The following is a 16687-nucleotide window of genomic DNA, read 5'->3' on the forward strand; positions in this document are numbered from 1 at the left end:
ATGAAAGGCACCCTCACCGTGAAATAACACCCCGGCAGAAGGACGCAGTACACCGGGAACGAAGTGGGGTCTGGAACGGAGATATTCGTTTCTTCGTTACCGGGCGTGCGTCCCGAAGGGTCTGCGCTCGTGTTCCCGGATCGAGGTTTCCCTGGCCCGGTTGCCTTCAACGCGGCAACTCACCGAAGCGGGGACCGGCACATGGGCGGGTCTCAAGGGCACTGTAGAACTTGGTGCAGACGGGGTGATCCACCTTGTGTGGACACCCGGAATCGTTCTGGATGCCGTTGATGCCCGCGCGGCCATGGCAGGGGTGAACGAAGTTGCCGGCGGGCAGGAGTATCCGATGCTGGTCGACGTGGAGAGCATCGAAGCTGTGACCCGGCAGGCCCGCGCCGTCTTGGGAGCCGGCCCGAAGCGCGCTGCCGCCTCTTCGGCAGCCGTTAAATATTCACCAGCCATGCTCTCTCAACGATCGACGCTAGCAATCGTTGCGATCGGCTTAATCCTTAGCGCTACTTTTCCGCGGAATGGTCCTCAACCCCCGGACAGGGTAGGTCTGGATCACCTGAGCTTTGCCGTATCCGCCCGCACCGACCTCGACACCGCCGTAACGGTCCTTGACGAGCTCGGCATTGCGCATGGGGAAGTCAAGGACATCGGCGCCGGTTACATCCTGGAATTCAGGGACCCCGACAACGTGGCGCTTGAACTCTTCGCCCCTGCCTGAGATGTGTTCGACCTGAGGCGTGTTTCACCTGAGATGTGTTCGATCCAAGTCATGTTGGATGCGCTGCCTAACCGCGTATCGCTGTGCCGTCGGGCCTTTCGTCAGATGACCTCTGGCCAGATATGTTGCACCGCCCCTACAGTGAAGTCATGCTGCACTCAACCCGGCAAGGCTCCGGTAAGCCACTCCTCCTGATCCATGGGCTCGGTTCGAGTATTGGCAACTGGAACCCGGTAATCCCGGCGCTGGCCGCTGAACGCGATGTCATCGCCGTCGACCTCCCCGGTTGCGGCGAATCCGCGCCGCTGACCGGCGAAACCACCATTGCCACGCTGACCGATGCCGTCGAAGCCTTTATCCGCGACGGGGAACTGGGCGACCTTGATCTGGTAGGCAGCTCCATGGGCGCCCGGATGGTGATGGAAATGGCACGGCGAGGGCACGCTGGCACCACGATCGCACTGGACCCTGGTGGATTCTGGAATGACCGCCAGGCAGCGATCTTTGGTGCAAGCATCAAGGCATCCGTCGCACTGGTGCGCCGCATCCAACCGGCGCTCCCCTTCCTCACGGGCAACCCCGTGGGCCGCACGGCCCTGTTGGCACAGTTCTCCGCCCACCCTTGGAAGCTGCCGCAGGATCTGGTCCTGCACGAGCTTCGCGGGTTCAAGACATCGACCAGTCTGGACCCGGCCCTCAACGCGCTGATTCACGGACCCCGCCAGGAAGGCGCACCGGCCGGTTCGCTCAAGGGCAAAGTGGTCATTGGATGGGGGCGGAAGGACAAGGTCACCGCTCCCAGTGAGGCGGCGCGGGCCACGGAGCTGTTCCCGGATGCAACGCTGCACTGGTTCGAAAACTGCGGTCACTTCCCGCACTGGGACCAACCAACGGAAGCGGCGCGCCTGATCCTCGATAGCACCGGCTGAGCTGCGGCTGAGCGCCGGGGCGGAGCCATTTACGGCTGAGTTAGCTTCAGAAAGGTGGAACCGGCGACGGCTGGGGATGATGCCCCGGTCTCGGGAGGCATCGACGTCGCCGGTCCCGAATTGGGGAACCGGCTTCACCTGGACCGCCGCCGCTAGGTGCGTGGGTCATTAGTCGGGTAGCAGCGGAGTCCTCGATTTAGGGTTTAAAGGGGCTTGAGGACCAATGCTCGGGAAAGTCACGCTAAGCCGGTGGGGCCAGGTATCAGAGGTTCTGGTCGGCACCGCTGTTACGCCGGGTCAGCGGCGCTGGCGGTGGGCCGTCGTCCGATGCTTGTTTTGTTGAGATGGCCGTAGATCGTGGAGCGCGGGACCTGAAGCAGATCGGCGATGCGCTGAACGGTGTGATCCCCTGCATCGTAGAGCTGTTGAGCGTGGTGGACCTGGTCGGGGGTGAGTTTCGGTCGTCTTCCTCCGGTTCGGCCGCGGGCGCGGGCGGCCGCGAGGCCGTCGCGGGTGTTGGCGATTATGAGTTCTCGCTGGAGTTCAGCGAGGACAGAGAGCATCCCGAACATCGCCCGCCCTTCCGCGGTCGTGGTGTCGATGCCTTGCTCGAGGACACGCAATCCCACACCACGTTCCCGGAGAGCTGCGCCGAGAGTGACGAGGTGCAGGACTGAGCGGCCGAGTCTGTCCAGGCGGGTGATGACGAGCTGGTCGCCGGCCCGGTTGGCCGAGGCGAGGGCTTTATCGAGCTCGGGCCTGCTGGCTTTGGCGCCGCTGGCGTGGTCGAGGTAGATGTTTGGCGGGTCGACGCCGGCGCGGGCGAGGGCGTCCGTTTGGTGGTCTGGGTTCTGGTCGGCGGTGGAGACTCTGGCATATCCGATCAACATGTGTCGAGAATACCGTTAAGGCAGGGTTTGCCGACGTTGATTTCCGGCGCGGGTTTCCGACATAGATTTCGCGGCGTGTCGCCGGTAGGTCGGGGTGTCGGTAGATGGTCCTTTCCCGACACCGGTCTAAGCGTGACTTTTCCGAGCATTGGTCCTCAACCCCCTAGGCCTGGGTGACAGTTCTCAGCAGGGTGCACCACCCGTCTGGTAAGGGCACACCCCAACCTGACGTCCATCCCACTCGGACGAGTGTCAGAATAGGGTCTGAAATAGCGTTTCCGGACATGCCTTTTGGAAAGTCATAGGTTTCATCCTGACAGCTTCGGCAGGGGTGACTACGGCGGCAGGTCAAGGAATCCGGTATGCGAGGGTTACCACGCTGGACCAGAATGAACAGCGCAAGCTCGGCGGCCAAGCCTTGGATTAGATTTTCAGCGACAAGGCTTCCGGCATCTGTACCCTCAGGCCTCAATTGGCCGAACTGCTGCGCTCCGCTCGTGACGCAGACATCGTCGCGTTGGGCGAACTTCGTGTTTGGCAGGCGGAACCAGGAGCCAAGTCAAATGCCTGGAGGCCTCCCTGATCAGTCTCAGGATCGTGCCATATCCACATAGCCTGCCCGCCCATTGACCCCGGCGCCCACAGGGGATGCAATGGAAGGAGCAACCCGGAATCCTGGGCCGGGCCTGACGCGGGGAGGTGCCGCAGTGCCGGCATTCGCAGAATCCGTCCTGTTTGGAGCGTTGCAGCTGAGTTTCTGGGGCGCAGTGCTGGTGTGCGCGGTGGCTGCCACCGCCTTGGCCGTCCGCCGGCATTCGACGCCGGATCCTGCCGTCCGTGCCCCGGATCCCGTGTTCTGGGACGTCTTTATGGGGTCTGCGGTCGCCATTCCGGCGATCCTCATTCCCACACTCGCGTCACCCTGGTTTGGTGTGGTCCTCGCCGCACTCGGCACAGGTGCGGGCGTGGCCGCCTACCGTGGCAGCCCCCAGATCCTGGCCTGGCAGGAACGCCGCCGGCAGCTGCGACAGGACCGGCCCGTTCACGCCGCGGCGCAGGCTGAACATGACGCACTCCTGGCCCGGTGGAGCCGCTACGAACTGGACCCAGCCAGCTGCATCGACTACCCCGCCATGACGGACGTCCGGCTGCCCGAAACGTCTGCGCTGATCCGCGCCATGAGGGAGGCAGAGCAGCTGCGGGCGGTGCCGCACCAAGGGTACGCTCCCGCCGTCGTCCGCTTTGGCGTTGCCCTCGCCGCGGCGGAACGTGCTGCCGGAATCACCGCCGTCGGACATTAACTGCCGTGTCGCCGCCACTGGAGTCCGGCCGCGGGGCGCCGTAGCATCCGAGGATGGAACCCACAGAAGCGGAAGTCCGTGACCAGTTCGGCAGGCGCCTGGAGGATAAGGGGGCCTGGCGGGAGGCCATCACCCTGGAAGCTGCCGGGGAACTGACGGCGCGCTGGCTGGAGGGCCGTAGCGAATACCAGGCCGCCACCTTTACGGTTCGCTACGACGACGAAACAGAACCGATCGCCACCGAGCTTGCCGCCCTCAACAGGAACGGGCTGTTCACCAAGGAATCCCAGCCCGGGCTGCGGACCGGCAACTCCGCCCAGCGGCAGTACGTGACCGGCTTCTGCAGTGCAGAGGCGGCAGTGGAACTCCTGGCCCTTTCCACCCGGACTGAGCTGGTGACCGTGGCCCATGCCCCGGGCGAGGCCAGCAGCGCCGCCATCCCCGTAACGCTCGACGGCGACGAGGTAGTTACCGTCCTCGGCTCCAGCGAGACTCCGGTGCAGGAAGAGCAGATCCAGGACTGGGCGGAGGAAACCAACGAAACGCTGGCGCTCCTGCTCGCCGACTCCTGGTACGTGGAAATCCTGGATCCGGTCTGGGGCCGCAATGACGTGCTGCTCCCCGCCGTCCTCGCCGCGCTGACAGCCGTGCCGTAGCCTACGGGCGGCCCCGGACCCTTCCCCTAAACCTCTACTGTGCCACTTTCGCCTACACTCATCCGGCTGTGCGTCACTTTGGACTTGACCCACTGGAGGACGGTGGCCGCCGTGCCGCCCGGGCTAGTCCAGTATTCTGCGGATTCCGAGTCCACCCGGAGCAGGCACACTTCCGGAGTGTCCGGTCCGTCGGGGAACCACGCTTCAACTACCTGGTTCCACATTTCGTGGATCTTGGCCCGGTCCGTGACCACCTCGGCGGTGCCGGCCACCGACACCCACTCGGTGCGCCTGCCGAAGGAGACGTTGACCCTCGGATCAGCCTGGATGTGTGCCACCTGGGAGGTTCCCCGGCCCGTGAAGAACCACAGGTCGCCGTCATCCTGCACGTCCTGGACGGCGAGCGGCCTGCTGACCAGGGCGCCGTCTTCGTTGATGGTGGTCAACATACCGATGTGCGAATCGTTGATGATGTCCGTAACTTTGCTGATGTTTTCAGTGTCCGTCATGCTCTCACCTCGTTCTGGTCGAAAGGGAAGTTCCCCTCCGCCAGCCTATTGGTAAGCATGCTTCTTTTCTACCCGGACTAGCCCTGCGGAACCTAGAGGTCTGAGGTACCGGCCTTGACCGCCAGCACCGGCCGGTCCGCCTGCATCAGAATCCGTTGCGCGTGGCTGCCCAGGATGAACTTGCCCACCTGCGTGCGGTGGCGGAGGCCGATGACGATCAGCGACGCATCAGCCTCCCGGGCGAATTCCAGGAATTCGTCAGCAAGATCGCTCAGGTACGGCGGCTGGATGACGGTGGCCTTAACGCCAGCTTCGGTGGCTCGCTGGGCTGCCTGTGCGAGGATGTCGTCGGGTGCCACTGACTTGTCCACCAGTGCGCCTTCCCGCGCAGAATTGACGATCACCAGGTCCTCGTTGCGAAGCTTGGCTTCCGCGATGCTTGCCGTAAGTGCGGCTTCTCCTGCGGGTGTAGGAACGAATCCGACAACGATGCTCATACCTTCTCCTTGATTTCTGATGTTGACGGGCCCGCCGGGACGGAGGCCTTGCGCTTGGCTGCGGCACCGCGGATAACGGGCAGCGCTGCTACCAGGACGAACACCACCAGCAGGGTGGCCGAGATGGGGCGGCCGAAGAAGCCGGTCGGGTCTCCGCCGAAGACCAGCAGCGAGCGGCGCATGGAGCTTTCCAGCAGTTCGCCGAGCACAAACGCGAGTACCAGGGGACCTGGTTCAAAGCCGAACTTCTTCATGAGGTAGCCGACGATACCGAAGACGACCACCAGGGTGACATCGAACATGCTGTTGTTGATGGTGTACGCGCCCAGCAGGGTGATCAGGGCCGTGACGGGCGCCAGGATGGCGGCCCGAACGCGGAGGATCTTCACGAAGATTCCCACCAGCGGCAGGCTCATGATCAGCAGCAGGATGTTGCCGATGTACATGGAGTTCACCACACCCCAGAAGAGCTCGGGGTTCTGTTCCACCAACTGCGGACCGGGAGTTACGCCCTGGATCAGCAGCGCGCCGAACATCAGCGCCATGGTGGCGTTGGCGGGGATCCCGAGCGTCAGCAGCGGGATAAAGGATGAAGTGGCGGCGGCGTTGTTGGCAGTTTCTGGTCCCGCCACACCCTCGGGAGCGCCCTTGCCGAAGCGCTCCGGCTGCTTGGCGCGCTTCTTTTCCATGGCGTAGGAGGCCATCGAGGCGATGGTCGCACCGCCACCGGGGAGGATGCCCAGGAAGAATCCGAGGACCGACCCGCGGCCGATCGCGCCGGAGGCCTGCTTCAGGTCCTTCCTGGAGGGCCAAACGTTGGCAACCTTCGACGGCGCCTTCGCGGCCCGGTGCCGTTCCTCCAGGTTGTAGAGGATCTCACCGAGTCCGAAGAGACCCATGGCGATCGGCACAAAATCGATGCCGTCTGCGAGTTGCAGGCTGCCGAAGGTAAAGCGGCTTTCACCGGTAAAGATGTCCCTGCCGACAGTTGCCAGCAGGAGGCCGAGGGCCGCGGCGATGAGCGCCTTGGCTTTTGATCCGTTGCTGATGGTGGCCACCAGGAGGATACCGAGCATGGCCAGCGCGGTGTATTCCGGCGGACCGAAGTCCAGCGCGAAGCTCGCCACAATGGGGGCCAGGAACGTCAGGCCGATGATAGAAGCAGTGCCACCAATGAAGGAGCCGATGGCCGCCAGGCCCAGCGCAGTACCGGCCTTGCCCTGCTTGGCCATCTGGTAACCGTCGAAGACGGTGACAACAGAGGACGCTTCGCCGGGGAGCCGCAGCAGCACGGACGTGATGGTGCCGCCGTACTGGGCGCCGTAGAAAATGCCGGCGAGCATGATGATGGCCGTGACGGGCTCAACGTTGTAGGTGAGCGGAAGCAAAATGGCGATGGTTGCCGCGGGCCCCAGTCCGGGCAGTACACCGATCAGCATGCCGATCACGACGCCGATCAAGCAGTAAAGGAGGTTTGTCGGCTCCAGGACAACGGCAAATCCGTTGATAACGGGATTTAGAAAATCCACGGGGGTCTCCTAGAAGAGGTGGGGAATGGAGGTGTTGAGCGCGAGGACGAAGATGCCATAAAAGGCGATGACCACACTTGCGCTGACAACGAGGGTGGAGCGCCAGGTTTCGCCGCCGAGGAAGCGCATCCAGATGACGCACAGCGCCAGGGCTGGCAGCTCAAAACCCATAAGTGGCATGAGGGCCACCATTGCGGCCAAGGTCACCAGTCCGGTCAGCGGCGCGCTGGACATGCGGGTGAATTTCTCCGCATCCCGGTTGTGCCGGCCGGACATCAGCTGGAACAGCCCGAGCGCCACCATGACGCAGCTGATGGTGAACGGCCACAGGCCGGGCTGCGGCTTGTCAGGAGTTCCCACTCCCATCATGATGGCCAGGACGGCCGCTCCGGTCCCCACGCCAAGGACCACCAGTGAGGATGCCGCATTGGCCAACGCTCCGGCGGCGGGAGGCTTTTCGTCCTCCCACTGGGCCGCGAGCTGTTCGGGGGTCAGGTCATCCAGCTCGCCAGCGGATTCCGCGGAAGTTTCCTTCACAGGAGTCACTTATTTCCGCCAAGGCTGATGTCGTACTTCTCCACCAGCTCCTTGTATTTCGCTGCGTAAGCCTTCCAGTCGGTGGCCACTTCCGCACCGGAGATCTCCTTGGGCGTCAGCATATTCTTCTTGTTGAACTCCTTGTAGGCCTCCGACTTGAAGGCCTCCTTGAACGCGGCCTGCAGCTTGTCCTTGACCTCCTGCGGGGTGCCCTTCGGAGCGGCGATGGCCCGGTACTGCGCCACAGGAACGTCGTAGCCCGCTTCCTTCGCCGTCGGGGTGTCCGGCAGGAACGTGTTGCGTTTTTCGGAGAAGACCAGGAGCGGGGCCACCTTTCCGGCCGCGATCTGCGGCATTGCCTCACCGAGCTGGATGGTTGCGAGCTCCACCTGGTTGCCCAGTGCGGCAGTCAGGGCGGGCTTGCCGCTGTCAAACGGGATGTCGGTACCTTTGACGTTGGCCTGCTTGAAGAGCACTGTCTGGGCAAGCTGGCTGCCGGTGCCGACACCCGTGGTACCGAAGGTCACGTTCCGGCCGGCATCGGTCACATCCTTGAAGGTCTTGAACCCGGATCCGGGACTTGCCACCAGGACGTAGTCGTCCTGGGAGAGGCCGGCAATGATGTCCAGGTCGTCAATGTTGACCGCTTCGTCAGCTGAGACTGCCAGCGGCGTAATGGTTATAAGGGATGCGTTCAGCAGGACGAGCTCCTGCCCATCAGCGGGCTTGCCGGCCACTTCCTTGGTTGCCAGGGCGCCGTTTGCACCCGGCTTATTGACCACGGGCATCGGCTGGCCAAGGGTTTTGGAGGCGCCTTCGGCGAGGGCGCGGGCAATCAGGTCCGTGCTGCCGCCGGCAGCCTGACCTACCGAGAGATTGACCGGGCCCGATGGGTATTTGGATGAATCGGCTCCGGCGCTGCCTGCGACGTTGCCGCAGGCGGTCAGTGCCAGCAGCGTAACGGCAGAGGCCGCTCCCAGGATCGTGCGGCGTGTGGGGAAGTGCATCATTGGAACTCCTCGTAGAGATTCGGGCGAGGCCCGATCGTCGCTGTGAACCGAATCACTTCTGGCTCGCTCAACGACTATAGGGAGACGCTATGATGCATGTCTAAGCCCAAAAATGCATGGGGTGATACCCGAAAGGCATCATGTTCACTTTTGACCAACTGGCCGGATTCATCGCGGTCGCGGAGGAACTCCATTTCGGGCGGGCGGCGGAAAAGCTGAATATGACCCAGCCGCCGCTCAGCCGCCAGATCCAGAAGCTGGAGAAGAGCATCGGCACGGAACTGCTGGAACGCGACAACCGCAAAGTGCAGCTCACACCGGCCGGGAGCGCTTTCCTGGACGAAGCCAAGCGGCTGATGGCCCTGGCCAACCGCGCACCGGTGACAGCCCGCCGGATCGCCACCGGCCGCTCGGGCGTGCTGCGCGTGGGCTTCACCGCCGCCAGCGGGTTCAGCATCCTGGGGCCGCTCTTGGAAGAGATCGCGTCCATTCTTCCCGAGGTGGACATTGACCTCCAAGAGCTTGTGACCGGGGAACAGATCCAGGGCCTGCTGACCGGCGAGCTCGACCTGGGCTTGGCCCGGCCGCCCTTCGACGGGGAAATCTTCGATTCGCACCTGCTGTACAAAGAGTCCATGGTGCTGGCCGTGCCAACAGGGCACCGTTTGGCGGACCTGTCCCGCCCCGTGGAGGACGAAGACATCCGGGACGAACCGCTCATCATGCATTCACCCACGCAAGCCGCCTACTTCTACGACCTGGTCATCCGCATGCACTCCATCAACCACGGGAACGTCCTGCACACCGTGAGCCAGATCCTCACCATGGTCTCCCTGGTCGCGGCCAAGCGGGGTGTGGCTTTTGTCCCGCATTCAGCCACGCTCCTGGCGATCAAAGGGGTCGAATTCCTACCGCTGGCCGGCCCCAGCAGCGACGACCCTGTTGAGCTCCATGCCATCTGGAAACGCAAGGTGGCCAACCCGGCGCTACGGCGGCTCCTGCAGGACCTGGAGTTCCGCACTGAGTAGGGACCGCCGTCGGAAGCTCAATACCCTTTCGGCATCAATGCATACACAAATACACTTAGACAGGCATAACGTCCTCTGCCTAATCTGAACAGGAACCAACACCCCCGACCGCGAGAAATTAGCACGCGGCGCCCACACAGAGGACTCCACCGTGGCAAAGTACACCCCGCAGGAACTGGCAGACACCCTCAAGGAAGGCCTGCTGTCGTTCCCGGTGACGTCATTCGATGCCCAGCTGCAGGTCGACGAGGAAAACTACCGAAAGCACCTTGCCTGGCAGGCCAGCTTCCCGGTTGCCGGCCTCTTCGCAGCAGGCGGCACCGGCGAAGGCTTCTCCCTCACGCCGTCGGAATCCGAGCGAGTGGTCCGCGCCGCCGTCGATGAAGTCGGCAGCATTGTCCCGGTGCTCGCCTCTGCGGGCGGTTCCACTGCGCAGGCCATCGAGAACGCCCAGGCTGCGGAGGCCGCCGGCGCTGACGGGCTCCTGCTCCTCCCCCCATACCTCACTGAGGCGGACCAGGGCGGCCTGATCGACCACGTCAGCGCCATCTGCAGTTCAACCTCGCTGGGTGTCATCATCTACAACCGCGCCAACGCCATCTACAAGGACACCACCGTTGCCACCCTCGCGGACCGCCACGAAAACCTGATTGGTTTTAAGGACGGCGTGGGCGATCTTGAACACGATGCCCGTGTCTACGCCAAGCTCGGCGACCGCCTCTTCTACCTCGGCGGCCTTCCCACGGCAGAAACCTTCGCCCTCCCGCTGCTGCAGCTGGGCATGAGCACCTACTCCAGCGCCATGTACAACTTCCTCCCGCAGTTCGCCCTGGACTTCTACCAGGACGTCCGCAACAACGACCGGGTGGCCGTGAACAAGAAGCTCAATGACTTCGTGATCCCCTACCTGGATATCCGCGACCGCGTCAAGGGCTACTCTGTCTCCATCGTCAAGGGCGGCCTGGATGCCATCGGCCGCTCGGCCGGCGGGGTCCGCCCGCCGCTGCAGAACCTGGCACCCCAGGACTTCGCAGACCTCAAAGCCCTCATCGCCACCGTCTCCTGATCACCTTCTCCCTAGGAGTAACTACAGTGACACTCACCGGACATTCCCTGATCGCCGGACAACCCGTCGCCGGGAGCGGCAAAACCGCTTTCGGCTTCAACCCCGCCACCAACGAACAACTGGCGCCCGCTTACTCGCTGATCACCGAAGAACAGCTGACGACGGCGACCTCCGCCGCCGCCGCGGCCTACCCGTCCTTCAGCACCCTGGATCCTGAAACGCACGCCGGCTTCCTTGAGGCCATCGCGGACAACATCGAGGCCATCGGCGGGGAACTGACCATCCGCGCCGGCCAGGAAACCGGGCTTCCCGCCGCCCGGCTGACCGGTGAGCGTGCCCGGACCACCGGCCAGCTGCGGCTCTTCGCCGCGGTGGTCCGGCAGGGCGACTTCCGCGGCGTCCGCATCGACCCGGCCCTGCCCGAACGTACTCCCCTGCCCAGGGTGGACATCCGCCAGCGCCAGATCCCGCTCGGCCCGGTGGCAGTTTTCGGTGCCAGCAACTTCCCGCTGGCCTTCTCGACGGCGGGAGGAGACACCGCCTCCGCCCTCGCCGCCGGCTGCCCGGTCGTCTTCAAAGCCCACAACGCCCACCCGGGCACCGGTGAACTCGTGGGCCAGGCCATCATCAAGGCGGTCAAGGACTTCGGCCTGCACCCCGGCGTCTTCTCCCTGATCTACGGCCCCGGTGCCAGCATCGGCCAGGCACTCGTCGCTGATCCCGCCATCAAGGCCGTGGGCTTCACCGGTTCCCAGTCCGCCGGTATCGCCCTGATGCGCACCGCCGCCGCCCGCCCGGAACCGATCCCCGTTTACGCGGAAATGTCCTCCCTCAACCCGGTCTTCGTTTTCGAAGGCGCCCTCAAGGGCGACGTCGACACCCTGGCACAGCAGTATGTCACCGCCGTTACCGGCAGCTCCGGCCAGCTCTGCACCTCCCCCGGCCTGCTGTTCGCCCCCGAAGGCGAGGTGGGCGACAAACTCGCTGCCGCCGTCGGCCGTGCTGTCTCTGCCCGCTCAGGGCAGACCATGCTCACCGAAGGCATCGCCGGATCATGGAACGCCGGTGCCCAAGCACTGGGCAGCGCAGCCGGCGTGGACGTCATTGGGCAGGGCATGGAAGGCGCGACAAGGAACGCACCGGCGCCGACGATCTTCGGCACTAACGTGTCCGAGTTCGTGTCCAACCAGGTGCTGCACACCGAAATTTTCGGTGCCGCGAGCCTGGTCATCCGTTACAGCACGGTTGAAGAACTCATCCGGGCGACCGAACGGCTTGAAGGCCAGCTCACCGCCTCGTTGCAGCTCACTGCGGAGGACTACCCGACGGCGGCGCGCCTGGTCCCTGCCTTGGAGCAGAAGGTGGGGCGTATCATCGTCAACGGCTGGCCCACCGGCGTCGAAGTAGGCCATGCCATGGTTCATGGCGGCCCCTTCCCCGCCACCTCCGACTCCCGCACCACCTCGGTGGGCACCCTTGCCATCAACCGCTTCCTGCGGCCGGTCGCCTACCAGAACCTGCCCCAGGAACTCCTGCCGGCCGCGCTTCAGGACGGCAACCCGTGGCACCTGAACCGCCGCATCGACGGCACTGTTGTTGCTGCAGATGTGGAGGTCAGCGCATGAGCACCCAGCCCACCATCGCCCGCGTGGAAGTGGTCCCCGTGGCCGGCCACGACAGCATGCTGATGAACCTCAGCGGCGCCCACGGACCCTTCTTCACCCGGAACGTGGTCATAGTGACCGACTCCGACGGGCGGACCGGGCTCGGCGAGGTGCCCGGCGGCGAGAAGATCAAGGCCACCATCGAGGAAGCCGAAACCCTCATCGCGGGCAAGCCCGTGGCCCGCTACCGTTCCCTGCTGCGCGAAATTGCGGCAGAGTTCGCGGACCGCGACGCCGGCGGCCGCGGCCTGCAGACGTTCGACCTGCGCACCACCGTGCACGCGGTCACCGCCGTCGAGTCCGCCCTTCTGGACCTGCACGGCCAGTTCCTCGGCGTTCCCGTTGCCGAACTGCTCGGTGACGGGCAGCAGCGCACCTCCGTGCCGATGCTCGGATACCTCTTCTTTATAGGTGACCACGCCCGGACCGACCTTCCCTACCTGGTGGAGGACGCGCCGTCGGACCGGTGGGAGAAGCTCCGCCGGCAGGAGGCCATGACTCCGGAGGCTGTTGTGGCCCTGGCCGAGGCGGCCCAGGAGCGCTACGGCTTCAGCGACTTCAAGCTCAAGGGCGGGGTGTTGTCCGGGGACGTCGAAGTGGATGTGGTCACCGCCCTTCACGAGCGCTTCCCGGACGCGCGCATCACCCTGGACCCCAACGGCGGCTGGCTCCTGGAGGAAGCCATCCGCCTCGGCAAGCGGATGCAGGGCATCGTTGCCTACGCCGAGGACCCTTGCGGCGCCGAAGGACGGTTCTCCGGACGCGAGGTTATGGCTGAGTTCCGCCGTGCCACCGGCCTGAAGACGGCCACCAACATGATCGCCACGGACTGGCGGGAGATGTCGCACGCAATCCGCAGCAACGCGGTGGACATCCCGCTGGCAGACCCGCATTTCTGGACCATGTCCGGCTCAGTCCGCGTGGCGCAGCTATGCAAGGAGTTCGGCCTGACCTGGGGATCGCACTCGAACAACCACTTCGATATTTCCCTGGCCATGTTCACCCACACCGGTGCGGCCGCTCCGGGCGAGATCACGGCGCTTGACACGCACTGGATCTGGCAGGACGGGCAGGGGCTGACTAAGAACCCACTGCAGATCCGCGATGGCGCCATTGAGGTCCCGGCGTCTCCAGGCCTGGGGATTGAACTGGACCGCGACGCCCTGGACAAGGCCCACGAGCTGTACCTGCAGCACGGCCTCGACGCGCGCGACGACAGCATCGGCATGCAGTACTACATCGACGGCTGGTCATTTGACCCGAAGCGGCCCTGCCTGGTCAGGTAGAAGCTTTTCGACCACCCAGCTTCCGCACGGCCGGACCTCCTCCTCAACAGGAGACGGCCGTGCGGGAATTCCAACAGCTAAATAGATAGGGCGCATAGTGGGCGGCGTTGTCTCCGGAATCCTGATCGTCTCCGTCGTCATTGCCGTGGGCTATTTCGCCGCCCGGCTGCGGATCCTGGGACCGGAAGTCCAAGGGGCGCTGACCCGCACCGCCTACTACGTCACCAACCCGGCGCTGCTGTTTACGGTGGTTGCCGGCAGCGACATCCACGCCGCCCTGGGAACCGATGCCCCGCTGGCGCTGCTCTCCGCAGCGATAGTGGGGCTTCTTTATTGGCTGGCGAGTTTCCTGTTCTTCCGGCGTCCTGCGGCGGAGACCGCCGTCGGCGCCATGGCCAGCAGTTACGCGAACGCGAACAACATCGGCATCCCGGTATCCCTGTACGCCGTGGGGACAGCGCAGCACGTGGCGCCCGTGCTCCTGGTCCAGCTCCTGGTGATGGCGCCGTTCTACCTGACTGTCCTGGGGCTGGTCTCCGGCACGAAAATCTCATGGAAGAAGATGCTGCTGCAGCCGTTGGGCAATCCCATGATCATCGCCTCGGCATTGGGTGTGGCCGTCGCCCTGACAGGCTGGACTGCGCCGGACCTGCTGCAGAAGCCGATTGACATGCTGGCCGGCGGGGCCGTGCCCATGGTCCTCCTGGCCTTCGGACTGTCCCTCGCCGGCCGCGCACCGCTGCAGAAGGACGACGGCCGGACCGAAACCCTCGTGGCAACGTTCCTCAAGATCGCCGGAATGCCGCTGATTGTGTGGGTACTTGGCCGCTTTGTCTTCGGGCTCGAAGGGCAGCATCTACTCGCCAGCGTCATTATGGCTGCACTTCCCACGGCGCAGAACGTCTTCCTATTCGCGTCCCCCTACGGCCGCGGCATGACGGTGGCCCGCGACGTCATCCTGTGTACCACTGTGCTCAGCGTAGGGGCGCTCGTTGCTGTCGCCTGGCTGGTGGGATAAACCCGCCCTACTTGTAATACAAGTTTAATACTTGTAATCTAAGTAGTAGGGCAATGCAGCCCGGACAGTCTGCTTTCGAGGAGCAACCATGAGTACCGTCGATGTCATCCGGCACGTAAAGCTTTCCACCGCGCGGCTGCCGCTGGCGGTCCCCATCAGTGACGCCAAGGTGTTCACCGGCCGCCAGAAGCCCATGACCGAAGTGGTGTTCCTGTTCGCGGAGATCACCACGGAACTGGGCCACAGCGGTATCGGCTTCAGCTACTCCAAGCGCGCCGGCGGTCCCGCCCAGTACGCCCATGCCAAGGAGGTCGCGGAAGGACTCATCGGCGAGGACCCGAACGACATCGGCAAGATCTACACCAAGCTGCTCTGGGCCGGCGCCTCCGTGGGCCGCTCGGGTGTGGCCACGCAGGCCCTCGCCGCCATCGACATCGCGCTGTACGACCTCAAAGCCAAGCGTGCCGGCCTCTCGTTGGCCAAATTCCTTGGCGCCTACCGGGACTCCGTCCAGACGTACAACACCTCCGGCGGCTTCCTCAACGCCTCGCTTGCAGAGGTCAAGGACCGCGCCACCGTCCTCCTGGAGGAAGGCATCGGCGGCATCAAGATCAAGGTGGGCCTGCCCGATTCCGCCGAAGACCTGCGCCGCGTGGCCGGCATCCGCGAACACATCGGCTGGGATGTTCCCCTGATGGTGGACGCCAACCAGCAGTGGGACCGCGCCACCGCCCTGCGTTTGGGCCGCCAGTTGGAGCAGTTCAACCTCATCTGGATCGAAGAGCCGCTGGATGCCTACGACTTTGAGGGCCACGCGCACCTGGCCAACGTCCTGGACACGCCCATCGCCACGGGTGAGATGCTGGCGTCCGTTGCCGAGCACAAGGGCCTCATCAACGCCAACGGCTGCGATATTATCCAGCCGGACGCACCCCGCGTCGGCGGCATCACCCAGTTTTTGCGCCTCGCGGCCCTCGCGGACGAGCGCGGGCTGGGCCTGGCGCCGCACTTCGCCATGGAGATCCACCTGCACCTCGCCGCGGCATACCCGCGGGAACCGTGGGTGGAGCACTTCGACTGGCTCGACCCACTGTTCAACGAACGCCTCGAAACCAAGAACGGCCGCATGCTGGTCCCGGACCGCCCCGGCCTGGGCGTGACCCTCAGTGACCGGGCCCGCGCCTGGACCACCGAGTCCGTGGAGTTCGGCGCGTAACCTTGAACGCATGAGCCGGAACCTGACCGCGGACCTCGCCGCCGACCTTCGCACGCGCATCGTGGACGGCGTCATCCAGCCCGGCGACAAGCTTCCCAGCGAAAATGCGCTGATGGGCGACTTCGGTGTCAGCCGCACCGTGGTGCGCTCGGCGCTGACGCGCCTCCAGGCCGAAGGGCTGGTGGAAACCGAACGCGGGCGGGGCAGCTTCGCGTTGACCCCGCCCGACGACGGCCCCCAGCCAGTTCCGGGCAGCCGCCCCGTGGCCAGCGTCGAAGACCGCCTCCACCTGCTGGCTTTCCGGCTGGGAGTGGAGACCGAGTCTGCGGCCCTTGCCGCCCGCAACCACTCCGACCGCCAGCTCAGGGCCGTCAATACCGCCCTGGAACAGTTCGCCGCCAGCGCTGACCACCCCGGCCACGCCATGAAGGCCGACTTCGAGTTCCACCGGGCCATCGCGGTGGCCTCCGGCAACCCTTTCTACTCAGACTGCCTCGCCGCCTTGGGTCAGACGATGATCGCGATGCCGCGCACCCGGCTGCTCACCGGCGTCGAACATTACGCACGGGACCACTTTGACCAGGTGGTGCACGAGCACCGGTCCATCGCTGCCGCCATCGCCGACGGCGATGAAAGCGCGGCAGCTGCTGCCATGCGGAGCCACCTGGCAAATTCCCGACGTCGTTTCAAGGCTTCTGTACGCCCACCCGCCTAGGGTCAATGCCGTTCGGTTAAGGTCTGCACGGTGATGTCAACCCGTATCCCGGCGTTGCGTTCAGGTGAATAGGCGCAGCCCTTGTTAGAAGTGAATCAAGTCTTGC

17 protein-coding genes are annotated in these 16687 nt (G+C 64.6%); 11 read left to right on the plus strand and 6 right to left on the minus strand.

What is annotated here, in order from left to right; translation table 11 throughout:
• Positions 1–244 precede the first annotated feature (244 nt).
• Both ACX80M_RS20115 and ACX80M_RS20120 read left to right on the plus strand, forming a co-directional pair.
• Positions 245–730: a VOC family protein gene (locus tag ACX80M_RS20115; protein ID WP_459310272.1), complete on the plus strand. Its 486-nt coding sequence runs from the start codon at positions 245–247 to the stop codon at positions 728–730.
• A gap of 149 nt (positions 731–879) precedes the next feature.
• Entirely contained in the window at positions 880–1659 is a 780-nt protein-coding gene (locus tag ACX80M_RS20120; protein WP_459310273.1) for an alpha/beta fold hydrolase, read from the plus strand.
• Between the two features lie 287 nt (positions 1660–1946).
• Here the strand turns inward: ACX80M_RS20120 and ACX80M_RS20125 are convergent, their stop codons facing one another.
• Positions 1947–2549: a recombinase family protein gene (locus tag ACX80M_RS20125; protein ID WP_459310274.1), complete on the minus strand. Its 603-nt coding sequence runs from the start codon at positions 2547–2549 to the stop codon at positions 1947–1949.
• 707 nt (positions 2550–3256) lie between these two features.
• On the opposite strand from ACX80M_RS20125, the gene ACX80M_RS20130 reads away from it, so the two are divergent.
• Both ACX80M_RS20130 and ACX80M_RS20135 read left to right on the plus strand, forming a co-directional pair.
• Positions 3257–3850 carry a hypothetical protein gene (locus tag ACX80M_RS20130; protein WP_459310275.1) on the plus strand — a complete coding sequence of 198 codons (594 nt, stop codon included), beginning with the start codon at positions 3257–3259 and terminating at the stop codon, positions 3848–3850.
• Positions 3851–3903: 53 nt separating this feature from the next.
• The gene (locus ACX80M_RS20135; protein WP_459310276.1) at positions 3904–4506 is read left to right on the plus strand and encodes a DUF6919 domain-containing protein; all 603 of its coding nucleotides are present in this window, start codon (positions 3904–3906) and stop codon (positions 4504–4506) included.
• 26 nt (positions 4507–4532) lie between these two features.
• Here the strand turns inward: ACX80M_RS20135 and ACX80M_RS20140 are convergent, their stop codons facing one another.
• The 5 genes from ACX80M_RS20140 to ACX80M_RS20160 all read right to left on the minus strand — a co-directional run bounded on the left by ACX80M_RS20140 (position 4533) and on the right by ACX80M_RS20160 (position 8588).
• Positions 4533–5015 (minus strand): pyridoxamine 5'-phosphate oxidase family protein, encoded by a 483-nt coding sequence (locus ACX80M_RS20140; protein ID WP_459310277.1) that lies wholly within the window; start codon positions 5013–5015, stop codon positions 4533–4535.
• 92 nt (positions 5016–5107) lie between these two features.
• Positions 5108–5512 carry a universal stress protein gene (locus tag ACX80M_RS20145; protein WP_459310278.1) on the minus strand — a complete coding sequence of 135 codons (405 nt, stop codon included), beginning with the start codon at positions 5510–5512 and terminating at the stop codon, positions 5108–5110.
• Positions 5509–7041: a tripartite tricarboxylate transporter permease gene (locus ACX80M_RS20150; protein ID WP_459310279.1), complete on the minus strand. Its 1533-nt coding sequence runs from the start codon at positions 7039–7041 to the stop codon at positions 5509–5511. The genes ACX80M_RS20145 and ACX80M_RS20150 overlap by 4 nt, the downstream gene beginning before the upstream one ends.
• 9 nt (positions 7042–7050) lie before the next feature.
• Positions 7051–7578, minus strand: coding sequence for a tripartite tricarboxylate transporter TctB family protein (locus ACX80M_RS20155; protein WP_459310280.1), 528 nt, complete (start codon positions 7576–7578; stop codon positions 7051–7053).
• A gap of 5 nt (positions 7579–7583) precedes the next feature.
• Entirely contained in the window at positions 7584–8588 is a 1005-nt protein-coding gene (locus ACX80M_RS20160) for a Bug family tripartite tricarboxylate transporter substrate binding protein (RefSeq protein WP_459310281.1), read from the minus strand.
• A gap of 140 nt (positions 8589–8728) precedes the next feature.
• Here ACX80M_RS20160 and ACX80M_RS20165 point away from each other — a divergent pair, with 140 nt between their 5' ends.
• From ACX80M_RS20165 to ACX80M_RS20195, 7 genes are all read left to right on the plus strand, one after another.
• Complete coding sequence (locus ACX80M_RS20165) at positions 8729–9616, plus strand: LysR family transcriptional regulator (protein ID WP_459310282.1); 888 nt, start codon at positions 8729–8731, stop codon at positions 9614–9616.
• A gap of 151 nt (positions 9617–9767) precedes the next feature.
• Positions 9768–10682: a 5-dehydro-4-deoxyglucarate dehydratase gene (kdgD, locus tag ACX80M_RS20170; RefSeq protein WP_459310283.1), complete on the plus strand. Its 915-nt coding sequence runs from the start codon at positions 9768–9770 to the stop codon at positions 10680–10682.
• Between the two features lie 26 nt (positions 10683–10708).
• Entirely contained in the window at positions 10709–12307 is a 1599-nt protein-coding gene (locus ACX80M_RS20175) for an aldehyde dehydrogenase (NADP(+)) (protein WP_459310284.1), read from the plus strand.
• Positions 12304–13632 (plus strand): enolase C-terminal domain-like protein, encoded by a 1329-nt coding sequence (locus ACX80M_RS20180; protein WP_459310285.1) that lies wholly within the window; start codon positions 12304–12306, stop codon positions 13630–13632. Before ACX80M_RS20175 ends, ACX80M_RS20180 begins: the two co-directional genes overlap by 4 nt.
• 97 nt (positions 13633–13729) lie before the next feature.
• Complete coding sequence (locus ACX80M_RS20185) at positions 13730–14650, plus strand: AEC family transporter (protein ID WP_252600957.1); 921 nt, start codon at positions 13730–13732, stop codon at positions 14648–14650.
• Positions 14651–14738: 88 nt separating this feature from the next.
• Positions 14739–15866, plus strand: a complete 1128-nt coding sequence (locus tag ACX80M_RS20190; RefSeq protein WP_252600955.1) for an L-talarate/galactarate dehydratase — start codon at positions 14739–14741, stop codon at positions 15864–15866.
• Between the two features lie 10 nt (positions 15867–15876).
• Positions 15877–16581 (plus strand): FadR/GntR family transcriptional regulator, encoded by a 705-nt coding sequence (locus tag ACX80M_RS20195; RefSeq protein ID WP_459310286.1) that lies wholly within the window; start codon positions 15877–15879, stop codon positions 16579–16581.
• Positions 16582–16687: the final 106 nt, after the last annotated feature.

The organism is Pseudarthrobacter sp. MDT1-22, assembly GCF_054511035.1.